Source organism: Roseovarius aquimarinus, assembly GCF_043661195.1.
GTDB classification, from domain to species: domain Bacteria; phylum Pseudomonadota; class Alphaproteobacteria; order Rhodobacterales; family Rhodobacteraceae; genus Roseovarius; species Roseovarius aquimarinus.
Genome location: NZ_JBIHMM010000003.1, coordinates 182,366 through 196,717, shown reverse-complemented (window position 1 = coordinate 196,717; position 14,352 = coordinate 182,366). Strand labels below are relative to the sequence as shown.

The 14,352-nt window shown below is 63.5% G+C and carries 12 protein-coding genes and 1 pseudogene; 10 read left to right on the top strand and 3 right to left on the bottom strand.

All coding sequences use genetic code 11. From position 1 onward, the window contains the following. Nucleotides 1–10: 10 nt before the first annotated feature. A complete protein-coding gene (locus tag ACGRVM_RS11560) occupies nucleotides 11–1,405 on the top strand; it encodes an aspartate aminotransferase family protein (protein WP_377171773.1) in 1,395 nt (464 codons plus the stop codon). A 55-nt stretch (nucleotides 1,406–1,460) separates the two neighbouring features. Here ACGRVM_RS11560 and ACGRVM_RS11555 read toward each other — a convergent pair whose 3' ends face one another. Beyond that, on the bottom strand, nucleotides 1,461–1,928 hold the full coding sequence (locus ACGRVM_RS11555; protein ID WP_377171771.1) for a DUF1203 domain-containing protein: 468 nt from the start codon (nucleotides 1,926–1,928) through the stop codon (nucleotides 1,461–1,463). A 182-nt stretch (nucleotides 1,929–2,110) separates the two neighbouring features. Between ACGRVM_RS11555 and ACGRVM_RS11550 the strand changes: the two genes are divergently transcribed. Both ACGRVM_RS11550 and ACGRVM_RS11545 read left to right on the top strand, forming a co-directional pair. Continuing rightward, entirely contained in the window at nucleotides 2,111–2,788 is a 678-nt protein-coding gene (locus tag ACGRVM_RS11550; RefSeq protein WP_377171769.1) for a potassium channel family protein, read from the top strand. Beyond that, on the top strand, nucleotides 2,788–4,134 hold the full coding sequence (locus tag ACGRVM_RS11545; protein ID WP_377171767.1) for a TrkH family potassium uptake protein: 1,347 nt from the start codon (nucleotides 2,788–2,790) through the stop codon (nucleotides 4,132–4,134). The genes ACGRVM_RS11550 and ACGRVM_RS11545 overlap by 1 nt, the downstream gene beginning before the upstream one ends. Here the strand turns inward: ACGRVM_RS11545 and ACGRVM_RS11540 are convergent. After that, on the bottom strand, nucleotides 4,131–5,315 hold the full coding sequence (locus tag ACGRVM_RS11540; RefSeq protein WP_377171765.1) for a M24 family metallopeptidase: 1,185 nt from the start codon (nucleotides 5,313–5,315) through the stop codon (nucleotides 4,131–4,133). The genes ACGRVM_RS11545 and ACGRVM_RS11540 overlap by 4 nt on opposite strands. Nucleotides 5,316–5,463: 148 nt before the next feature. On the opposite strand from ACGRVM_RS11540, the gene ACGRVM_RS11535 reads away from it, so the two are divergent. The 7 genes and pseudogenes from ACGRVM_RS11535 to ACGRVM_RS11505 all read left to right on the top strand — a co-directional run. Next, on the top strand, nucleotides 5,464–5,940 hold the full coding sequence (locus ACGRVM_RS11535; RefSeq protein ID WP_377172456.1) for an Lrp/AsnC family transcriptional regulator: 477 nt from the start codon (nucleotides 5,464–5,466) through the stop codon (nucleotides 5,938–5,940). A 116-nt stretch (nucleotides 5,941–6,056) separates the two neighbouring features. Next, nucleotides 6,057–7,427, top strand: a complete 1,371-nt coding sequence (locus ACGRVM_RS11530; RefSeq protein ID WP_377171763.1) for an aspartate aminotransferase family protein — start codon at nucleotides 6,057–6,059, stop codon at nucleotides 7,425–7,427. Nucleotides 7,428–7,509: 82 nt separating this feature from the next. After that, nucleotides 7,510–7,941 carry a DUF6196 family protein gene (locus ACGRVM_RS11525; RefSeq protein ID WP_377171761.1) on the top strand — a complete coding sequence of 144 codons (432 nt, stop codon included), beginning with the start codon at nucleotides 7,510–7,512 and terminating at the stop codon, nucleotides 7,939–7,941. A 175-nt stretch (nucleotides 7,942–8,116) separates the two neighbouring features. Beyond that, nucleotides 8,117–9,265, top strand: a complete 1,149-nt coding sequence (locus tag ACGRVM_RS11520) for an ABC transporter ATP-binding protein (RefSeq protein ID WP_377171759.1) — start codon at nucleotides 8,117–8,119, stop codon at nucleotides 9,263–9,265. Nucleotides 9,266–9,365: 100 nt separating this feature from the next. Continuing rightward, entirely contained in the window at nucleotides 9,366–10,463 is a 1,098-nt protein-coding gene (locus ACGRVM_RS11515; protein ID WP_377171757.1) for an extracellular solute-binding protein, read from the top strand. 223 nt (nucleotides 10,464–10,686) lie between these two features. Next, the gene (locus tag ACGRVM_RS11510) at nucleotides 10,687–12,411 is read left to right on the top strand and encodes an ABC transporter permease (protein WP_377171755.1); all 1,725 of its coding nucleotides are present in this window, start codon (nucleotides 10,687–10,689) and stop codon (nucleotides 12,409–12,411) included. 14 nt (nucleotides 12,412–12,425) lie between these two features. Continuing rightward, nucleotides 12,426–13,301, top strand: a pseudogene (locus ACGRVM_RS11505) (ABC transporter permease); the annotation flags it as partial. A 54-nt stretch (nucleotides 13,302–13,355) separates the two neighbouring features. On the opposite strand, the gene ACGRVM_RS11500 reads toward ACGRVM_RS11505, so the two are convergent. Next, entirely contained in the window at nucleotides 13,356–14,222 is an 867-nt protein-coding gene (locus ACGRVM_RS11500) for a branched-chain amino acid aminotransferase (protein WP_377171753.1), read from the bottom strand. Nucleotides 14,223–14,352: the final 130 nt, after the last annotated feature.

Sequence of the window (14,352 nt, the reverse complement as noted above, 5' to 3'; positions counted from 1 at the left end):
AGGCCAGCACATGAACATGATCGCCAACCATCCGCCCACTTCCGAGCTTCAGGCGCTGGATGCCGCGCACCACATGCACCCCTTCACCCACGCGGGCGAGCTGAAGGACAAGGGCGTGCGCGTGATCGCGCGGGCCAACGGCGTGACGCTGACCGACACCGACGGGAACGACTATCTCGACGCGATGGCCGGCCTCTGGTGCGTCAATATCGGCTATGGCCGCGAGGAGATGGCCGAAGCCGCCGCCCGCCAGATGCGCGAGCTGCCCTATTACAACACGTTCTTCCAGACGAGCCATGTGCCCGCCATCGCCCTCGCCAACAAGCTGGCCGAGCTTGCGCCGGGCGATCTGAACCATGTCTTCTTCGCGGGTTCCGGCTCGGAGGCGAACGACACGAACATCCGCATGGTGCGCACCTATTGGGCGCAGAAGGGTCATCCCGAGAAGAACATCATCATCAGCCGCAAGAACGCCTATCACGGCTCGTCCATGGGCAGCGGCAGCCTCGGCGGCATGTCCTTCATGCATGAGCAGGGCGGTCTGCCCATTCCCGACATCCACCATATCGACCAGCCGCATTGGTGGGCCGAGGGCGGCGACATGACCCCCGAGGAGTTCGGCCTCGAGCGCGCGCGCCAACTCGAGAAGAAGATCGAAGAGCTGGGCGCCGACCGCGTCGCGGCCTTCATCGGCGAGCCCATTCAGGGCGCAGGCGGCGTCATCATTCCGCCCAGCACCTACTGGCCCGAGATCCAGCGCATCTGCGACAAGCACGGCATCCTTCTGATCGCCGATGAGGTGATCTGCGCCTTCGGCCGCACCGGCAAGTGGTTCGGCTCCGAAACGATGGGCATCCGTCCGCATATCATGACCATCGCCAAGGGCCTCAGCAGCGGCTATGCGCCCATCGGCGGCTCGATCGTCTGCGACGAGGTGGCCGAGGTCATCAACAATTGCGAATTCGCGCATGGCTACACCTATTCGGGCCATCCCATGACCTGCGCGGTCGCGCTCGAGAACCTGCGCATTCTCGAGGAGGAGAAGATCGTCGATCACGTCGGCGCGCATACGGCGGGCTATCTCGCCAAGAAGTGGGCGACGCTGGCCGATCATCCGCTGGTCGGCGAGGCGTCGAGCATCGGCATGATGGGCGCGATCGTGCTCACGCCCGATGCCGAAAAGCGCGCGAAATTCGCCGGGAACGAGGGCGATGCGGGCCTCATCTGCCGCGAACATTGCTTCCAGAACGGCCTGGTGATGCGCCATGTGGGCGACCGCATGATCATTTCGCCGCCCCTCGTCATCACGGACGCCGAGATCGACACGCTGGTCGAGCGGGCGTGGATCGCGCTCGATCTGGCGCACAAGCAGCTCGAGGCTGAGGGCAAGATGAAAGCTGCCTGACCGGCGGACGGACCCAATCGAGCGGGCGCGGCCATCGGCTGCGCCCGTTGTCGTTTCAAGCCTTCGTCACCTTGGCCGCATAGCAGCCGGCCTTTGCGTAATGCAGATGGATATAGGCCGCGCCGCGAAGGCTCAGGCCCTCTTCCAGCATCTCTTCCAGTGCCGTGCCCGGAACGGCATCGGCGTGGATCATCATGTCGGTAACGTCGAAGGCGCGTACCGAGATCAGACGCGTCCGAAGGACTGCGGGCACTTCGCCGGGGGCTGGCTCGGCGGAGGGCACGCCTTCGCGCACATAGATCGCGTGACTGGCGGCATAGGGGCTTTGTGTGGGCAGATACTGATGGTTCAGCAAGATGACCGTGTCCCCGATCTCGGCATCGGCGAGGCTCACGCGGCAGGGCGTTCCGGGATGCTCGGACACGATCATGCGCCGGGCCTTCCGCGCGGCCAGTTCGCCATCGGAAAGGCGGAAGAGTGGTTCGAAAGGCTCGGCCGGCAGGGCATGGATCTGAAACGTCATGAGAACCTCGTGGCTTCGGGTATGGGCTATGAATGCCGTCCGATCTCGCCGCATTGAATGCCGGGAAGCGACCCGGTTCTTGCGCAAAGCGTGGATAAGTTTCGCGTCGGCCAGGGAACCAGCGGTGCCGCACAGGTGTTCAGCCAACTGCCCAAGCGCTGGGCCATGGGGACGGGACGATCATGCAAAGACGCAAGAAGACGGATCGGCACGGCGCCTTCGCCGTAGTGGGTCTCGGCAATTTCGGCGCCACGGTGGCGAGCGAGCTTATGAGGTTCGGCAATTACGTTATCGGCATGGACCATGACGAGAAAGCGGTGAACAAGCAGGCCGAAGTTCTGAGCCAGGCGCTGATCGTCGATGCGCGAGACGAGGGCGCGCTGCGCGAGGCGGGCGTGGGCGACTGCAATGTCGCGCTGGTTGCGATCGGCGACGATCTGGAATCCAGCATCCTCGCCGCGATCAACCTAAAGACCATCGGGGTCGAAACGGTCTGGGCCAAGGCGATGAGCAAGACGCATCACCGCATCCTCAGCAAGATGAAGGTCGACCGGATCATCCATCCCGAAGTGGAAGTCGGCCAGCACATCGCGCAGGTGCTGCACAATCCGCTGGTGCGCGACTATGTGAGCCTCGGCAACGGGTTCAACGTGGTGAATTTCCGTATTCCCGAATCCCTCGAGGGCAAGAAGCTCACCGATATCCCCTATGATACCGAGCATGACCTGCGCTGCGTGGGTGCCATGCGCGGTACCGAGTGGCTCGGCTGCGATGGGGACGATTGCACGCTCCAGAAGGACGATTTGCTGCTCTTGCTGGGACAGCGATCCAACCTGCGCAGTTTCGCGGCCAGTCTCTGATGCCCCGCGCTCCGACGCGCGCACTGTCGTGGCTGGGTGGGCGCTTGACGCCGCCCGCGACACTTGCGCTGATCTACCTCGTCTTCACGCTGCTGGGCGGGTTCGTCCTGTGGTTGCCCATATCGAACTACGGCGAGGTCAGCGCATGGGACGCGATCTTCACCTCGACATCGGCGGTGACGGTGACGGGGCTGGTCGTGGTCGATACCGGCTCGGCCTTCACGCCCTTCGGTCAGATCGTCATCGCGCTTCTGATCCAGCTCGGCGGGCTGGGGCTCATGGCCTTTGCGGTCATGCTGCTCAGCCTCCTCGGCATTCCCATCGGGCTGCCCTACCGCGTCGTGCTGCGCGAGGAGGTCAACCAGAAGGCGCTGCACAACCTCACTGACATCGCCCGGGTCATCATCGTCGTCGCGCTGGTCTGCGAGTTGATCGGCGCGGCGCTGCTCTGCTTCGTCTTCGTGCCGGAATTCGGCTGGACCAAGGGGATCGGCCACGCGCTCTTTCATTCGATATCGGCATTCAACAACGCAGGTTTCGCACTCTATCCGGACAGCCTGATGGGCTGGGTCGGCAATCCGATCATCAACATCGTGATCCCCGCGCTCTTCATCCTCGGGGGCCTCGGCTTCATCGTGCTGGCGGATCTCTATGAGGTGCGCGGCTGGCGGCGGCTGACGCTTCACAGCAAGCTGATGATCGTCGGAACGCTGGTGCTGATCGGGTTTTCATGGCCGACATTCGCGGCGCTCGAATGGACAAATCCCGGCACGCTGGGCGGGCTGCCCGATACCGCGTCGCGCCTCTGGGCCAGCTGGTTCCAGGCGGTGACGACGCGCACGGCGGGGTTCAACACGCTGGACACGGGCGCGATGCATGACAGCACATCGCTGATGACCATGGCGCTGATGCTGGTCGGCGGCGGCAGCACCTCGACCGCCGGCGGCATCAAGGTGACCACGCTGATCGTTCTGGTGATCGCGACCATCGCCTTCTTCAAGCGCCAGACGCAGCTTCATGTATTCGGGCGCAGTCTCGGCTCGGAGGAAGTGCTGAAGGTCCTGGCCCTGACGATGGTCAGCATGATCCTCGTGCTGACCGGCATCTTCGTCACCTCGATCACGCATGACGGCGATTTTCTGGACCTCGCCTTCGAGGTGACATCGGCCTTCGGCACGGTGGGCCTCTCGCGCGGCGCGACGGGCGAGCTCGACACGGCCGGGCGCATCACGATCATGCTGCTGATGTTCCTCGGCCGTGTCGGACCTCTGACCCTCGGGTTCTTCCTTGCCACGCGCAGCCAGCCGCGCGTGCGCTATCCCAAGGGCCAGATTTACCTCGGCTAGTTCTTGACGAAGAGCTTGCGCGGCTGATTGCAGAGCGGCTCGGCCGGGCCGTCCTCGCGGATCAGGATGGTCTCGGTGGTCTCGAGGCCCCATGTGTCCATCCAGAGCGCGGGCATGAAGTGGAAGACCATCCCCGGCTCGAGCACGGTATCGTCCTCGCTGCGGATCGACGCGGTGCGCTCGCCCCAGTCGGGGGGGTAGCTGACGCCGACGGGATACCCCATGCGCCCCTTCCGCTCGATCCCGTGGCGGGCGAGAACGCCCATGAAGGCCTCGGCGATGTCGCGGGTGCGCGCTCCGGCGCGGGCCGCCTCGAGCCCGGCTTCAATCCCCTCGACCTGCGCAGCCTCCGCGCGCAGCATATCGTCGGGCGGCGTCCCGAGGAACACGGTCCGGCAGAGAGGCGCATGATAGCGGCGGTAGACGCCCGACAGCTCGAAGAAAGTCGCCTCGCCCGCCTTCATCGGCTTGCCGTCCCAGGTCAGATGCGCGGCGGTCGCGTCCTCGCCCGAGGGAGTAAGCGGCAGGATCGCCGGATAGTCGCCCCAATCCTCGCCCAGCCCGGTGATGCCGGCATGGAGGATGTCGGCCACGAGCTCGTTCTTGCGCACGCCCGGCGCGGCGCGGTCGATCGCCGTCTCGATCACCTTGTCGGTGATGCGCGCGGCCCGCCGCATGAAGGCGATCTCCTCGTCCGACTTGACCAGCCGCTGCCAGTTGACCAGCGCGGTCGCGTCCACGAACTCGGCCTCCGGCAGCTCGGCGGTCAGAACCGCGTGGGCCTTGGCGGAATAGTAGTAATTCTCCATCTCGACGCCGATACGGGCGCGGCCCAGTCCCATGTCGCGCAGCCGTGCGGCCAGATCCTGCATCGGGTGGCGCACGGTGCTCTGGATATAGTGATCCTCGTAGCCGAGGATATGGCTGTCCTCCATCCAGCAGGTACGCCGCCCACCCAGCATGTCCATGTAGCGACCCCACCAGATGGGCGGGCCGTCGTGCGTCACCAGCACGCCCTGATGCACGTAGAATGACCAGCCGTCATAGGCGGTCAGCCAGTTCTGGTTGCTGGGATCGGTGCAGAAGAGCACGTCGATGCCTGCTCCCTCCATCGCCTTGCGGGTCTTCACGAGGCGCCGCTGATACTCGGCGGTGCTGAAGGGGATATCCTTTTCGATCATGCAAAGGGCCTTTCGTTCGATCGTTTCGCCGCGCATCTCATGCCGAAAAGCCGGATTGCGCAAGGCCCGCTTTCGCGGCGCGCGTTGACGGCGCGCGCCCGAGCGCCCAAAGCTGTGACATGATCCGCCATCACCGAGCCTGCCCATGATCCGCCTCGATGCCCGCGACCTCGATATCCTGCGCGCGCTTGCGCGGAACGGGCGCATGACGAATGCGCAGCTTGCCGGTGAAGTAGGCCTCTCGGCCAGCCCCTGTTGGGAGAGGGTGCGCAAGTTGCAGGAGGCGGGCGTGATCGAGGGCATCCACGCGCGCATCTCGCTGAAAAAGCTCGGCCCGCATGTCTCGGTCTTCGTCACCGCCGAGCTGAGCGGTCACACCGCCGCCGACTTCCGCCGCTTCGAGGCCGCGATGGCGGGCTATGAGCAGGTGACGGGATGCTGGGCGCTGGGCGGCGGATACGACTATCTCCTGCAGATCGTCGCGCGCGATATCGAGGGGTATCAGGCGCTCTTGGACGACATGCTGGACGCGGGGATCGGGCTGGCGCGGTATTTCACCTATGTCGTGACCAAGACCGTCAAGGACAGCCCCGTGCCGCCCTTCGCCGCGCTGCTGGATCGCTAGCAGAAGAATCTTCTGCGCGCCGGCGCGATTTCAGTTACACACGCTGCGCGCCTTGCGGCATTTTCCGCGCAAGAGCGCGCGCCGATTCCGCGCATCACATGACAGGAGACACCCCGATGCTTCGCAACGATCAACTGGCCGAATGGGACCGCGACAATTTTTTCCACCCCTCGACGCATCTGGCGCAATTCGCGCGCGGCGAGATGCAGAGCCGCATCATCACCGGCGCAAAGGGCTGTCACATCGAGGACCGCGAGGGGAACAAGCACCTCGACGCCTTCGCCGGTCTATACTGCGTGAACGTGGGCTATGGCCGCACCGAGATTTCCGAGGCGATCGCGAGACAGGCGCATGAGCTGGCCTATTACCACGCCTATGTCGGGCACGGCACGGAGGCGAGCATCACGCTCGCCAAGATGGTGCTGGACCGTGCGCCGTCGCATATGTCCAAGGTCTATTTCGGGCTGAGCGGATCGGACGCGAACGAGACGAACATCAAGCTGCTTTGGTATTACAACAACATCCTTGGCCGCCCGCAAAAGAAGAAGATCATCTCGCGCTGGCGCGGCTATCACGGCTCGGGGCTGATGACCGGCTCTCTGACGGGGCTCGAGCTGTTCCACAAGAAGTTCGATCTGCCCTTGGAGCAGGTGATCCACACCGAGGCGCCGTATTATTTCCGCCGTGCCGATCTCGACATGAATGAGGCCCAGTTCGTCCAGCATTGCGCGGACAAGCTCGAGGAGCTGATCGCCGAGCATGGCGCGGACACTATCGCGGGCTTCATCGGCGAGCCGGTGCTGGGCACCGGCGGCCTCGTGCCGCCGCCCGCGGGCTATTGGGAGGCGATCCAGAAGGTTCTGGACAAGCATGACATCCTGCTGATCGCCGATGAGGTCGTCACCGGTTTCGGCCGCACCGGCAGCATGATGGGCTCGGACCATTACGGCATGAAGCCTGACCTGATGACGATCGCCAAGGGCCTGACCAGTGCCTATGCGCCCCTCTCGGGCAGCATCGTGTCGGACCGCATGTGGAAAGTGCTCGAGCAGGGCACGGACGAGAACGGCCCCATCGGCCACGGCTGGACCTATTCCGCGCATCCCATCGGCGCGGCGGCGGGCGTGGCCAATCTCACGCTGCTGGACGAGCTGAACCTGATCGAGAACAACCGCGAGACGGGCGCCTATCTGAACGCGGCGATGAAAGACGCGCTGGGCGATCATCCCCATGTCGGCGACATTCGTGGCGAGGGCATGATGTGCGCCGTCGAATTCGTGAAGGAGCGTGACGGCCGCGTCTTCTACGACGCGTCCCAGAAGATCGGGCCGCAGGTGACGGCGGCGCTGATGGCGCGCGGTGTGATCGGGCGCGCCATGCCGCAGGGTGATATCCTCGGCTTTGCGCCGCCCTTCTGCCTCACGCGCGCCGAGGCTGACGAGATCGTCAGCAAGACGGCCGAGGCGGTCAAGGCCGTGCTGGGCTGATCGCGGCCCGTTCGCAGGAGACACTCCAAGGGGGCGTGCATCGTGCAGGCCCCCTTTTTCATGACATCGAGGAGGCAAAGACATGGTCAACATCTCGCAAGAGACGCCCGAGGCGGTCGAAGCCCGTCTGAAGCGGGTGATCCGCCAGTCGCGACTGCGCGTCTATGAGGGCCCATTCGCCTTCGAGGAGTTCGCGCGCGCGGCGTTCGCCGAGCGTGCCGATCCCGCGGCGCTCGCGCTTGTGCGCGACGACGCGGTCTGGAGCCAGCTTGTGCTAGCGGATGCAAACGCGACCGAGCCGTTCGCGATCTGGCGCTTCCATTTTCCGCAAGGCGCCGACAATTCCGGTTTCGTCGGATGGCTTGCGCTGCACCTCAAGGCGAGGTTCGGCACCGGCGTTTTCGTGGTTTGCGGGCAGAACAGCGCGGATGGCGGGATCTTCGATTACTGGGGCTGTCCCTGGGAACTCCGTGAGGAAGTCCTGGGCGAGATTCGGGTCCTCACAGGCCAGTAGAGTCGCCTGATTTTTAGCTGGTTTCGGAAGGTCTTGCCACGCGCCAAGTCCTGCATCTTTCGAATGCTCAACAAATGACAGCTTCGACCGGCAAGTGGCGCAATTCGTGGAAAAAGTGACGCATCACGGTTGCAATGGCGCGTGAATGGCGGTTTAGTCTGCCTTCAACGCGGCAATGATCGCGAAGGAACTAAACAACGGGGAGACTCATTTGGCCGAGTCGCAGACCAGCGACGCGTTCGTCGAATTCGAGCGCGTGCAAAAGAGCTATGACGGGGAAACGCTGGTCGTCAAGGACCTGAACCTGTCGATACCCAAGGGTGAATTTCTGACGATGCTGGGGCCGTCGGGCTCGGGCAAGACGACCTGCCTGATGATGCTGGCGGGTTTCGAGACCGCGACGCATGGCGATATCCGCCTCGGCGGCACCTCGATCAACAACATCCCGCCGCACAAGCGCGGCATCGGCATGGTGTTCCAGAATTACGCGCTCTTCCCTCACATGACGATCGCCGAGAACCTCAGCTTTCCGCTCGAGGTGCGCAAGATCGGCAAGGATGAGCGTGAAAAGAAGGTGAAGCGCGCGCTCGACATGGTCGAGATGGGCAAGTTCGGCGGCCGCCGCCCGGCCCAGCTTTCGGGCGGTCAGCAGCAGCGTGTCGCGCTGGCGCGCGCGCTGGTTTTCGAGCCCGAGCTGGTGCTCATGGACGAGCCGCTCGGCGCGCTCGACAAGCAGCTGCGCGAGAAGATGCAGTTCGAGATCACGGATCTGGCACATAACCTCGGGATCACCACGGTCTACGTCACGCACGATCAGACCGAGGCGCTGACCATGTCCGACCGCGTCGCCGTGTTCGACGATGGCCGCATTCAGCAGATCGCGGCGCCGGACGTGCTCTACGAGCAGCCCGAGAACAGTTTCGTCGCGCAGTTCATCGGCGAGAACAACACGCTTCAGGGCGTGGTCAAGGAGATCAAGGGCGAGGTCGCGCTGGTGCAGCTCGACGGCGGCGAGCTGATCGATTGCAAGCCGATCAACGTCAGCAAGGTGGGCGAGCGCACGCAGGTGTCCATCCGCCCCGAGCGCGTGGAGTTCGACCAGAAGCGGCTGCAGAAGGGCGTGCACACGCTCAAGGCCGAGGTGCTGGAATTCGTCTATATGGGCGACATCTTCCGCACCCGTCTGCGGGTCGCGGGCAGCGACGATTTCATCGTCAAGACCCGCAACGCACCGGATCAACGCCGTCTGCAACCGGGCGAACAGCTCGAGATCGGTTGGCTTCCGCAGGACTGCCGCGCACTGGACGCGGCGGCGGCGGAATAGGAATATCGTGGCCGTTGCGCCACGATCGTCAGGGGCATGGTGGACTGGCTCGCGCCGCCGCCCCAGCACAACAAACACGGGCCTTTCTAGGGAGAAAACAATGAAACTGACAAAGACACTTCTTGCCTCGACCGCGCTGACCGCCGTCGCCGGCATCGCGTCCGCCGAAGTCAAAGAGCTGACCATCGTCAGCTGGGGCGGCGCCTACACCAACTCGCAGACCAAGGCGTATCACGAGCCCTATACCGAAAAGACCGGTATCCAGATCATCAACGACGACAGCTCGAACGAGGCCGTGGCCAAGCTGCGCGCGATGAACGAAGCGGGCAACATCACCTGGGACGTGGTCGACGTGGTCGCGGCCGATGCCATCCGTCTTTGCGACGAAGGCCTCGCGCTCGAGATCGACTTCAACACCATGCTGGCGCCGGGCGATGACGGCTCGACCCCCGAAGAGGATTTCGGCGATCTGCTGGTCTCCGACTGCTATGTCCCGAGCATCGTCTATTCGACGACCTTCGGCTATCGCACCGACCTCGTGGGCGACACGCCTCCCGATGACGTCTGCGACGTCTTCGATCTCGAAGCCTATCCCGGCAAGCGTTCGCTGGAAAAGCGTCCGATCAACAACATGGAATGGGCTCTGCTTTGCGACGGTGTCGCCAAGGAAGACGTCTATGACGTTCTCGAGACCGACGAAGGTCAGCAGCAGGCGCTCGACAAGTTGGCCACGATCCGCGACAGCGTCGTCTGGTGGTCTGCCGGTGCGGACACGCCCCAGCTTCTGGCGGACGGCGAAGTCGTCATGGGTTCGACATATAACGGCCGTCTCTTCAGCCTGATCGAAGAGCAGGATCAGCCCGTCGCCATGCTGTGGGACGCGCAGGTCTTCGACATCGACGGCTGGATCATCCCGACCGGTCTGAGCGAAGAGCGTCAGGCCGCCGCGCTTGATTACCTCAGGTTCGCGACCGACACGCAGCGTCTGGCCGATCAGGCCGCCTACATCAGCTACGGCCCGGCACGCAAGTCGTCGGCTCCGCTGGTCGGCAAGCATGCCGAGCTGGGTATCGACATGGCGCCGCACATGCCGACCGATCCGGAGAACGCCAAGAACACGTTCCTCTACAACTACGAGTTCTGGGCCGACTACCGCGACGACATCGACGCCAAGTTCCAGGCGTGGCTGGCGCAATAAGTCCGACGGCTCGAGGTGGGGTCCGCCCCGCCTCACCGCCCAATTTCAGTGCGGCCCGCAAAGTACGGGCCGCACCACCTGACAGGGACGACACGACCATGCCACTGGGCCACCCTTTTGCAGAGGGCGCATCCGAGGATGCGCAGCCGCCCAAGGCCTTCATCGTCCGAGAATTTTCCGAGGCACGCCGCGACGACGACTGCCCGGGTCGAAGGGGCCTTAAATGAGCGACGCAACCACAGCCAAGACCGGTCCGACGCCCGATGACGGGATGAAGATCGCGCGCAGCGAGAAGAGCGGCCCGATGCTGGCCGCAGATGGAACGCCGCTCAAGCGCAGCCTCGCCAAGGCCCTCCGTGTGCAGAAGATGCGCGCGCTGGCACTGATCGCGCCGCTTCTCGTCTTCGTGCTCATTTCCTTCATCCTGCCCATCGGCGACATGCTCTTCCGGTCGGTCGAGAACCAGATCGTCGAGGATACTCTGCCCTATACCGTCGAGGAGCTGTCCGAATGGGACGGCGCCGGTGACGAGCTTCCCGGCGAGAACGTCTTCCGCGCGATGTATTACGATCTCTTTCTCGCCGATGAGATGAAGCGCCACACCCGCCTCGGCTCGCGCCTCAATTACGAGGCCAGCGGGATGTCGTCGCTCTTCCGCCAGGCGGGCCGCAAGATGGACGATCCCGGCAAGGACGCTCAGGACCTGCTCGAGGAGGTCGATCCCCGCTGGGGCGAGCGCGAGATCTATTACGAGATCTTCAACGCGTCCGAGGGCGTCGCCGTAGACGACGATTTGCTCTACACCCAGCAAAAGCGCATCCGCTACATGGCGGACGAGCAGCCCAAGGGCGAGATGAATTTCAGCCCGTCGCTCGCCGCGTCCGAGCTTCTGCCGACCGCGACGCGCGCCTACACAGCCTTCGGCGTGATCACGGGCCTCATCGACGACAAGATCGTGGCCGAGACGAAGCCGGTCGAGACGGTCTATATCGCCCTTCTCGACGACGTCACGAGCCCCGGCTTCGCCGACCGCCTTGCCGCCTATAACGGCCCGCACAAGGATGCGCTCGCCACGCTTGCTAATGCGGGCCTCACTCCGCCCGATTACCGCGCGATCTTTGCCGATATCGACGAGGATTGGACGACGCTCGAGACATGGCGCGTGATCCAAACGCATAGCGGTGCCTATACGGCAGGCTATTTCCTCAACGCGATCGACATGCAGAAGACGCCCGAGGGGATCACGGTCCAGCCCGAGAACACCCGCGTGCTGATCCAGCTTTTCATCCGCACGCTCTTCATGTCGCTGACGATCATGGGCGCGTGCATCCTGCTCGGCTATCCCGTCGCGTGGCTTCTGTCGAACCTGCCGATGCGTCAGGCGAACGTGCTGATGATCCTCGTCCTGCTGCCCTTCTGGACATCGCTTCTGGTGCGGACCTCGGCCTGGAAGGTGATGCTGCAACAACAGGGCGTCATCAACGACGTGCTGGTCTGGGCCGGTCTCGTCGCGGATGAAAACCGCCTCATCATGATCAACAACCAGTTCGGTACGATCATCGCGATGACGCATATCCTGCTGCCCTTCATGATCCTGCCGATGTATTCGGTGATGCAGACGATCAACCCCAGCTACCTGCGCGCCGCGAAATCATTGGGCGCGACCAACTGGACGGCCTTCTGGCGGGTCTATTTCCCGCAATCCGTGCCGGGCATCGGCGCGGGCTCGATCCTCGTCTTCATCCTCGCCATCGGATATTACATCACGCCCGAGATCGTCGGCGGCACCAAGGGCGTCTTCATCTCGAACCGGATCGCCTATCACATCTCGTCGAGCCTGAACTGGGGTCTCGCGGCAGCGCTGGGCACCATCCTGCTCGCCGTCGTGCTGCTGCTCTACTGGTGCTATGACAAGATCGTCGGCATCGACAACGTGAAACTGGGGTAACCGACATGAGCCTTCCTATCTACGCCACGTTCGGCCAGCGCGTCTGGTACTACAGTTTCCGCGTGATCTGTGCGCTGATCTTCATCTTCCTCATCACGCCGATCCTCGTGGTGATTCCGCTGTCGTTTAACGCCGAGAACTTCTTCACCTTCACGCCCGAGATGCTCAGCTTCGATCCCGAGGGATATTCGCTCAAGCATTACCGCGACTTCTTCACCAACAACGAGTGGCAGCGGAGCTTCAAGAACTCGCTGATCATCGCGCCCATCGCGACGATCATCTCGGTCAGCCTCGGCACACTGGCCGCGATCGGACTTTCGCAGTCCCACGTGCCTTTCCGCCGCGCCATCATGGCCATCCTGATCTCGCCGATGATCGTGCCGCTCATCATCTCGGCCACGGGCATGTTCTTCTTCTACTCGAAGATCGGCAACTTCATGGAAGGCACGATGGGCCTCGACAAGAACCTCGTCGGCTACATCAAGGTCATCCTCGCGCATGCGGTGCTGGGCATTCCCTTCGTCATCATCACCGTGACGGCGACGCTCGTGGGCTTCGACCGCTCGCTGACCCGCGCGGCGGCGAATATGGGCGCGAACCCGGTGACGACCTTCTTCCGCGTGCAGATGCCGCTGATCCTGCCGGGCGTCATCTCGGGGGGCCTTTTCGCCTTCATCACGTCTTTCGACGAGGTGGTCGTCGTGCTCTTCGTCGGCTCCGCCTCGCAGAAGACCCTGCCGTGGCAGATGTTCACCGGCCTGCGCGAGCAGATCTCGCCCACCATCCTCGCCGTGGCGACGATCCTCGTCTGCATCTCGATCCTGCTGCTGACAACGGTCGAGCTGCTCAGGCGGCGCTCGGAGAGATTGCGAGGCATGTCGCCGGGGTAACAAAAAAGGGCGCTCCTCGGAGCGCCCTTTGTCATTCGTGTCGGTCGCGCAGCCTCAGCTGCGCACCAGCTTCTCATAGGTCTCCGCGATGTCCCGCGTGAGCGCGCCCACCTCGAAGCGGAAGTCGCCGATCTGGCCGACGGGCGTCACCTCGGCGGCGGTGCCGGTCAGCCAGCATTGCTCGAAGCCTTCCATTTCGTCCGGCATGATGTGCCGCTCGTGCACCGCGATGCCCTTCTCCTTGAGAAGACCGATCACCGTCTGGCGCGTCAGGCCGTTGAGGAAGCAATCGGCCAGCGGCGTGTGCACCTCGCCATCTTTCACGAAGAAGATGTTGGCCCCCGTCGCCTCGGCGACATAGCCGCGATAATCCATGAAGAGCGCATCCGAGCAGCCTTTTGCCTCGGCGGCATGCTTCGACGTGGTGCAGATCATGTAAAGACCGGCGGCCTTGGCATGAACGGGGATCGTCTCGGGGCTGGGGCGCTTCCACTTGGAGATGTCGAGCTTGGCGCCCTTCATCTTGGCATCGCCGTAATAGGCGCCCCATTCCCACGCCGCGATCGCCAGATGGACGGGGTTGCGCGCGCTGGCGACGCCCATGTCGGGGCCCGCGCCGCGCCACGCGATCGCGCGCACATAGGCGTCCTTTAGGCCCGCTTCCTTCAGCACATCGGCCTTGGCGGCCTCGATCTGATCGACCGTAAAGGGGATCTCGAAATCGAGCTCGCCCGCGGAGAAATGCAGACGCTCGGAATGCGCGCGGCTCTTGAAGATCTTGCCGTTATAGGCGCGCTCGCCCTCGAAGACCGAGCTTGCGTAATGCATCGCATGGGTCAGGATATGGACATTGGCCTCGCGCCAATCGACCATTCTGCCGTCCATCCAGATCTTGCCGTCGCGGTCGTCATATCCAGCCATCTCATGCCCTCCAAGGTGCGATCTTTGCATTAGTTGCGCCAGATGCGACCGAAACGGACGTAATATTGCGCAAAAACTGAGATTCGCTACCAGTTGAAACTTGGAAAGTCAACAAAGCTGACGTAAGTTA

Bases quoted from the DNA above. Each gene is read 5' to 3' on its own strand.
- ACGRVM_RS11525 (WP_377171761.1), top strand. From the start codon at position 7,510: ATGGTCAACATCTCGCAAGAGACGCCCGAGGCGGTCGAAGCCCGTCTG.
- ACGRVM_RS11555 (WP_377171771.1), bottom strand. From the start codon at position 1,928: ATGACGTTTCAGATCCATGCCCTGCCGGCCGAGCCTTTCGAACCACTC.
- ACGRVM_RS11500 (WP_377171753.1), bottom strand. From the start codon at position 14,222: ATGGCTGGATATGACGACCGCGACGGCAAGATCTGGATGGACGGCAGA.
- ACGRVM_RS11530 (WP_377171763.1), top strand. From the start codon at position 6,057: ATGCTTCGCAACGATCAACTGGCCGAATGGGACCGCGACAATTTTTTC.
- ACGRVM_RS11550 (WP_377171769.1), top strand. From the start codon at position 2,111: ATGCAAAGACGCAAGAAGACGGATCGGCACGGCGCCTTCGCCGTAGTG.
- ACGRVM_RS11560 (WP_377171773.1), top strand. From the start codon at position 11: ATGAACATGATCGCCAACCATCCGCCCACTTCCGAGCTTCAGGCGCTG.
- ACGRVM_RS11515 (WP_377171757.1), top strand. From the start codon at position 9,366: ATGAAACTGACAAAGACACTTCTTGCCTCGACCGCGCTGACCGCCGTC.
- ACGRVM_RS11510 (WP_377171755.1), top strand. From the start codon at position 10,687: ATGAGCGACGCAACCACAGCCAAGACCGGTCCGACGCCCGATGACGGG.
- ACGRVM_RS11520 (WP_377171759.1), top strand. From the start codon at position 8,117: ATGATCGCGAAGGAACTAAACAACGGGGAGACTCATTTGGCCGAGTCG.
- ACGRVM_RS11540 (WP_377171765.1), bottom strand. From the start codon at position 5,315: ATGATCGAAAAGGATATCCCCTTCAGCACCGCCGAGTATCAGCGGCGC.
- ACGRVM_RS11545 (WP_377171767.1), top strand. From the start codon at position 2,788: ATGCCCCGCGCTCCGACGCGCGCACTGTCGTGGCTGGGTGGGCGCTTG.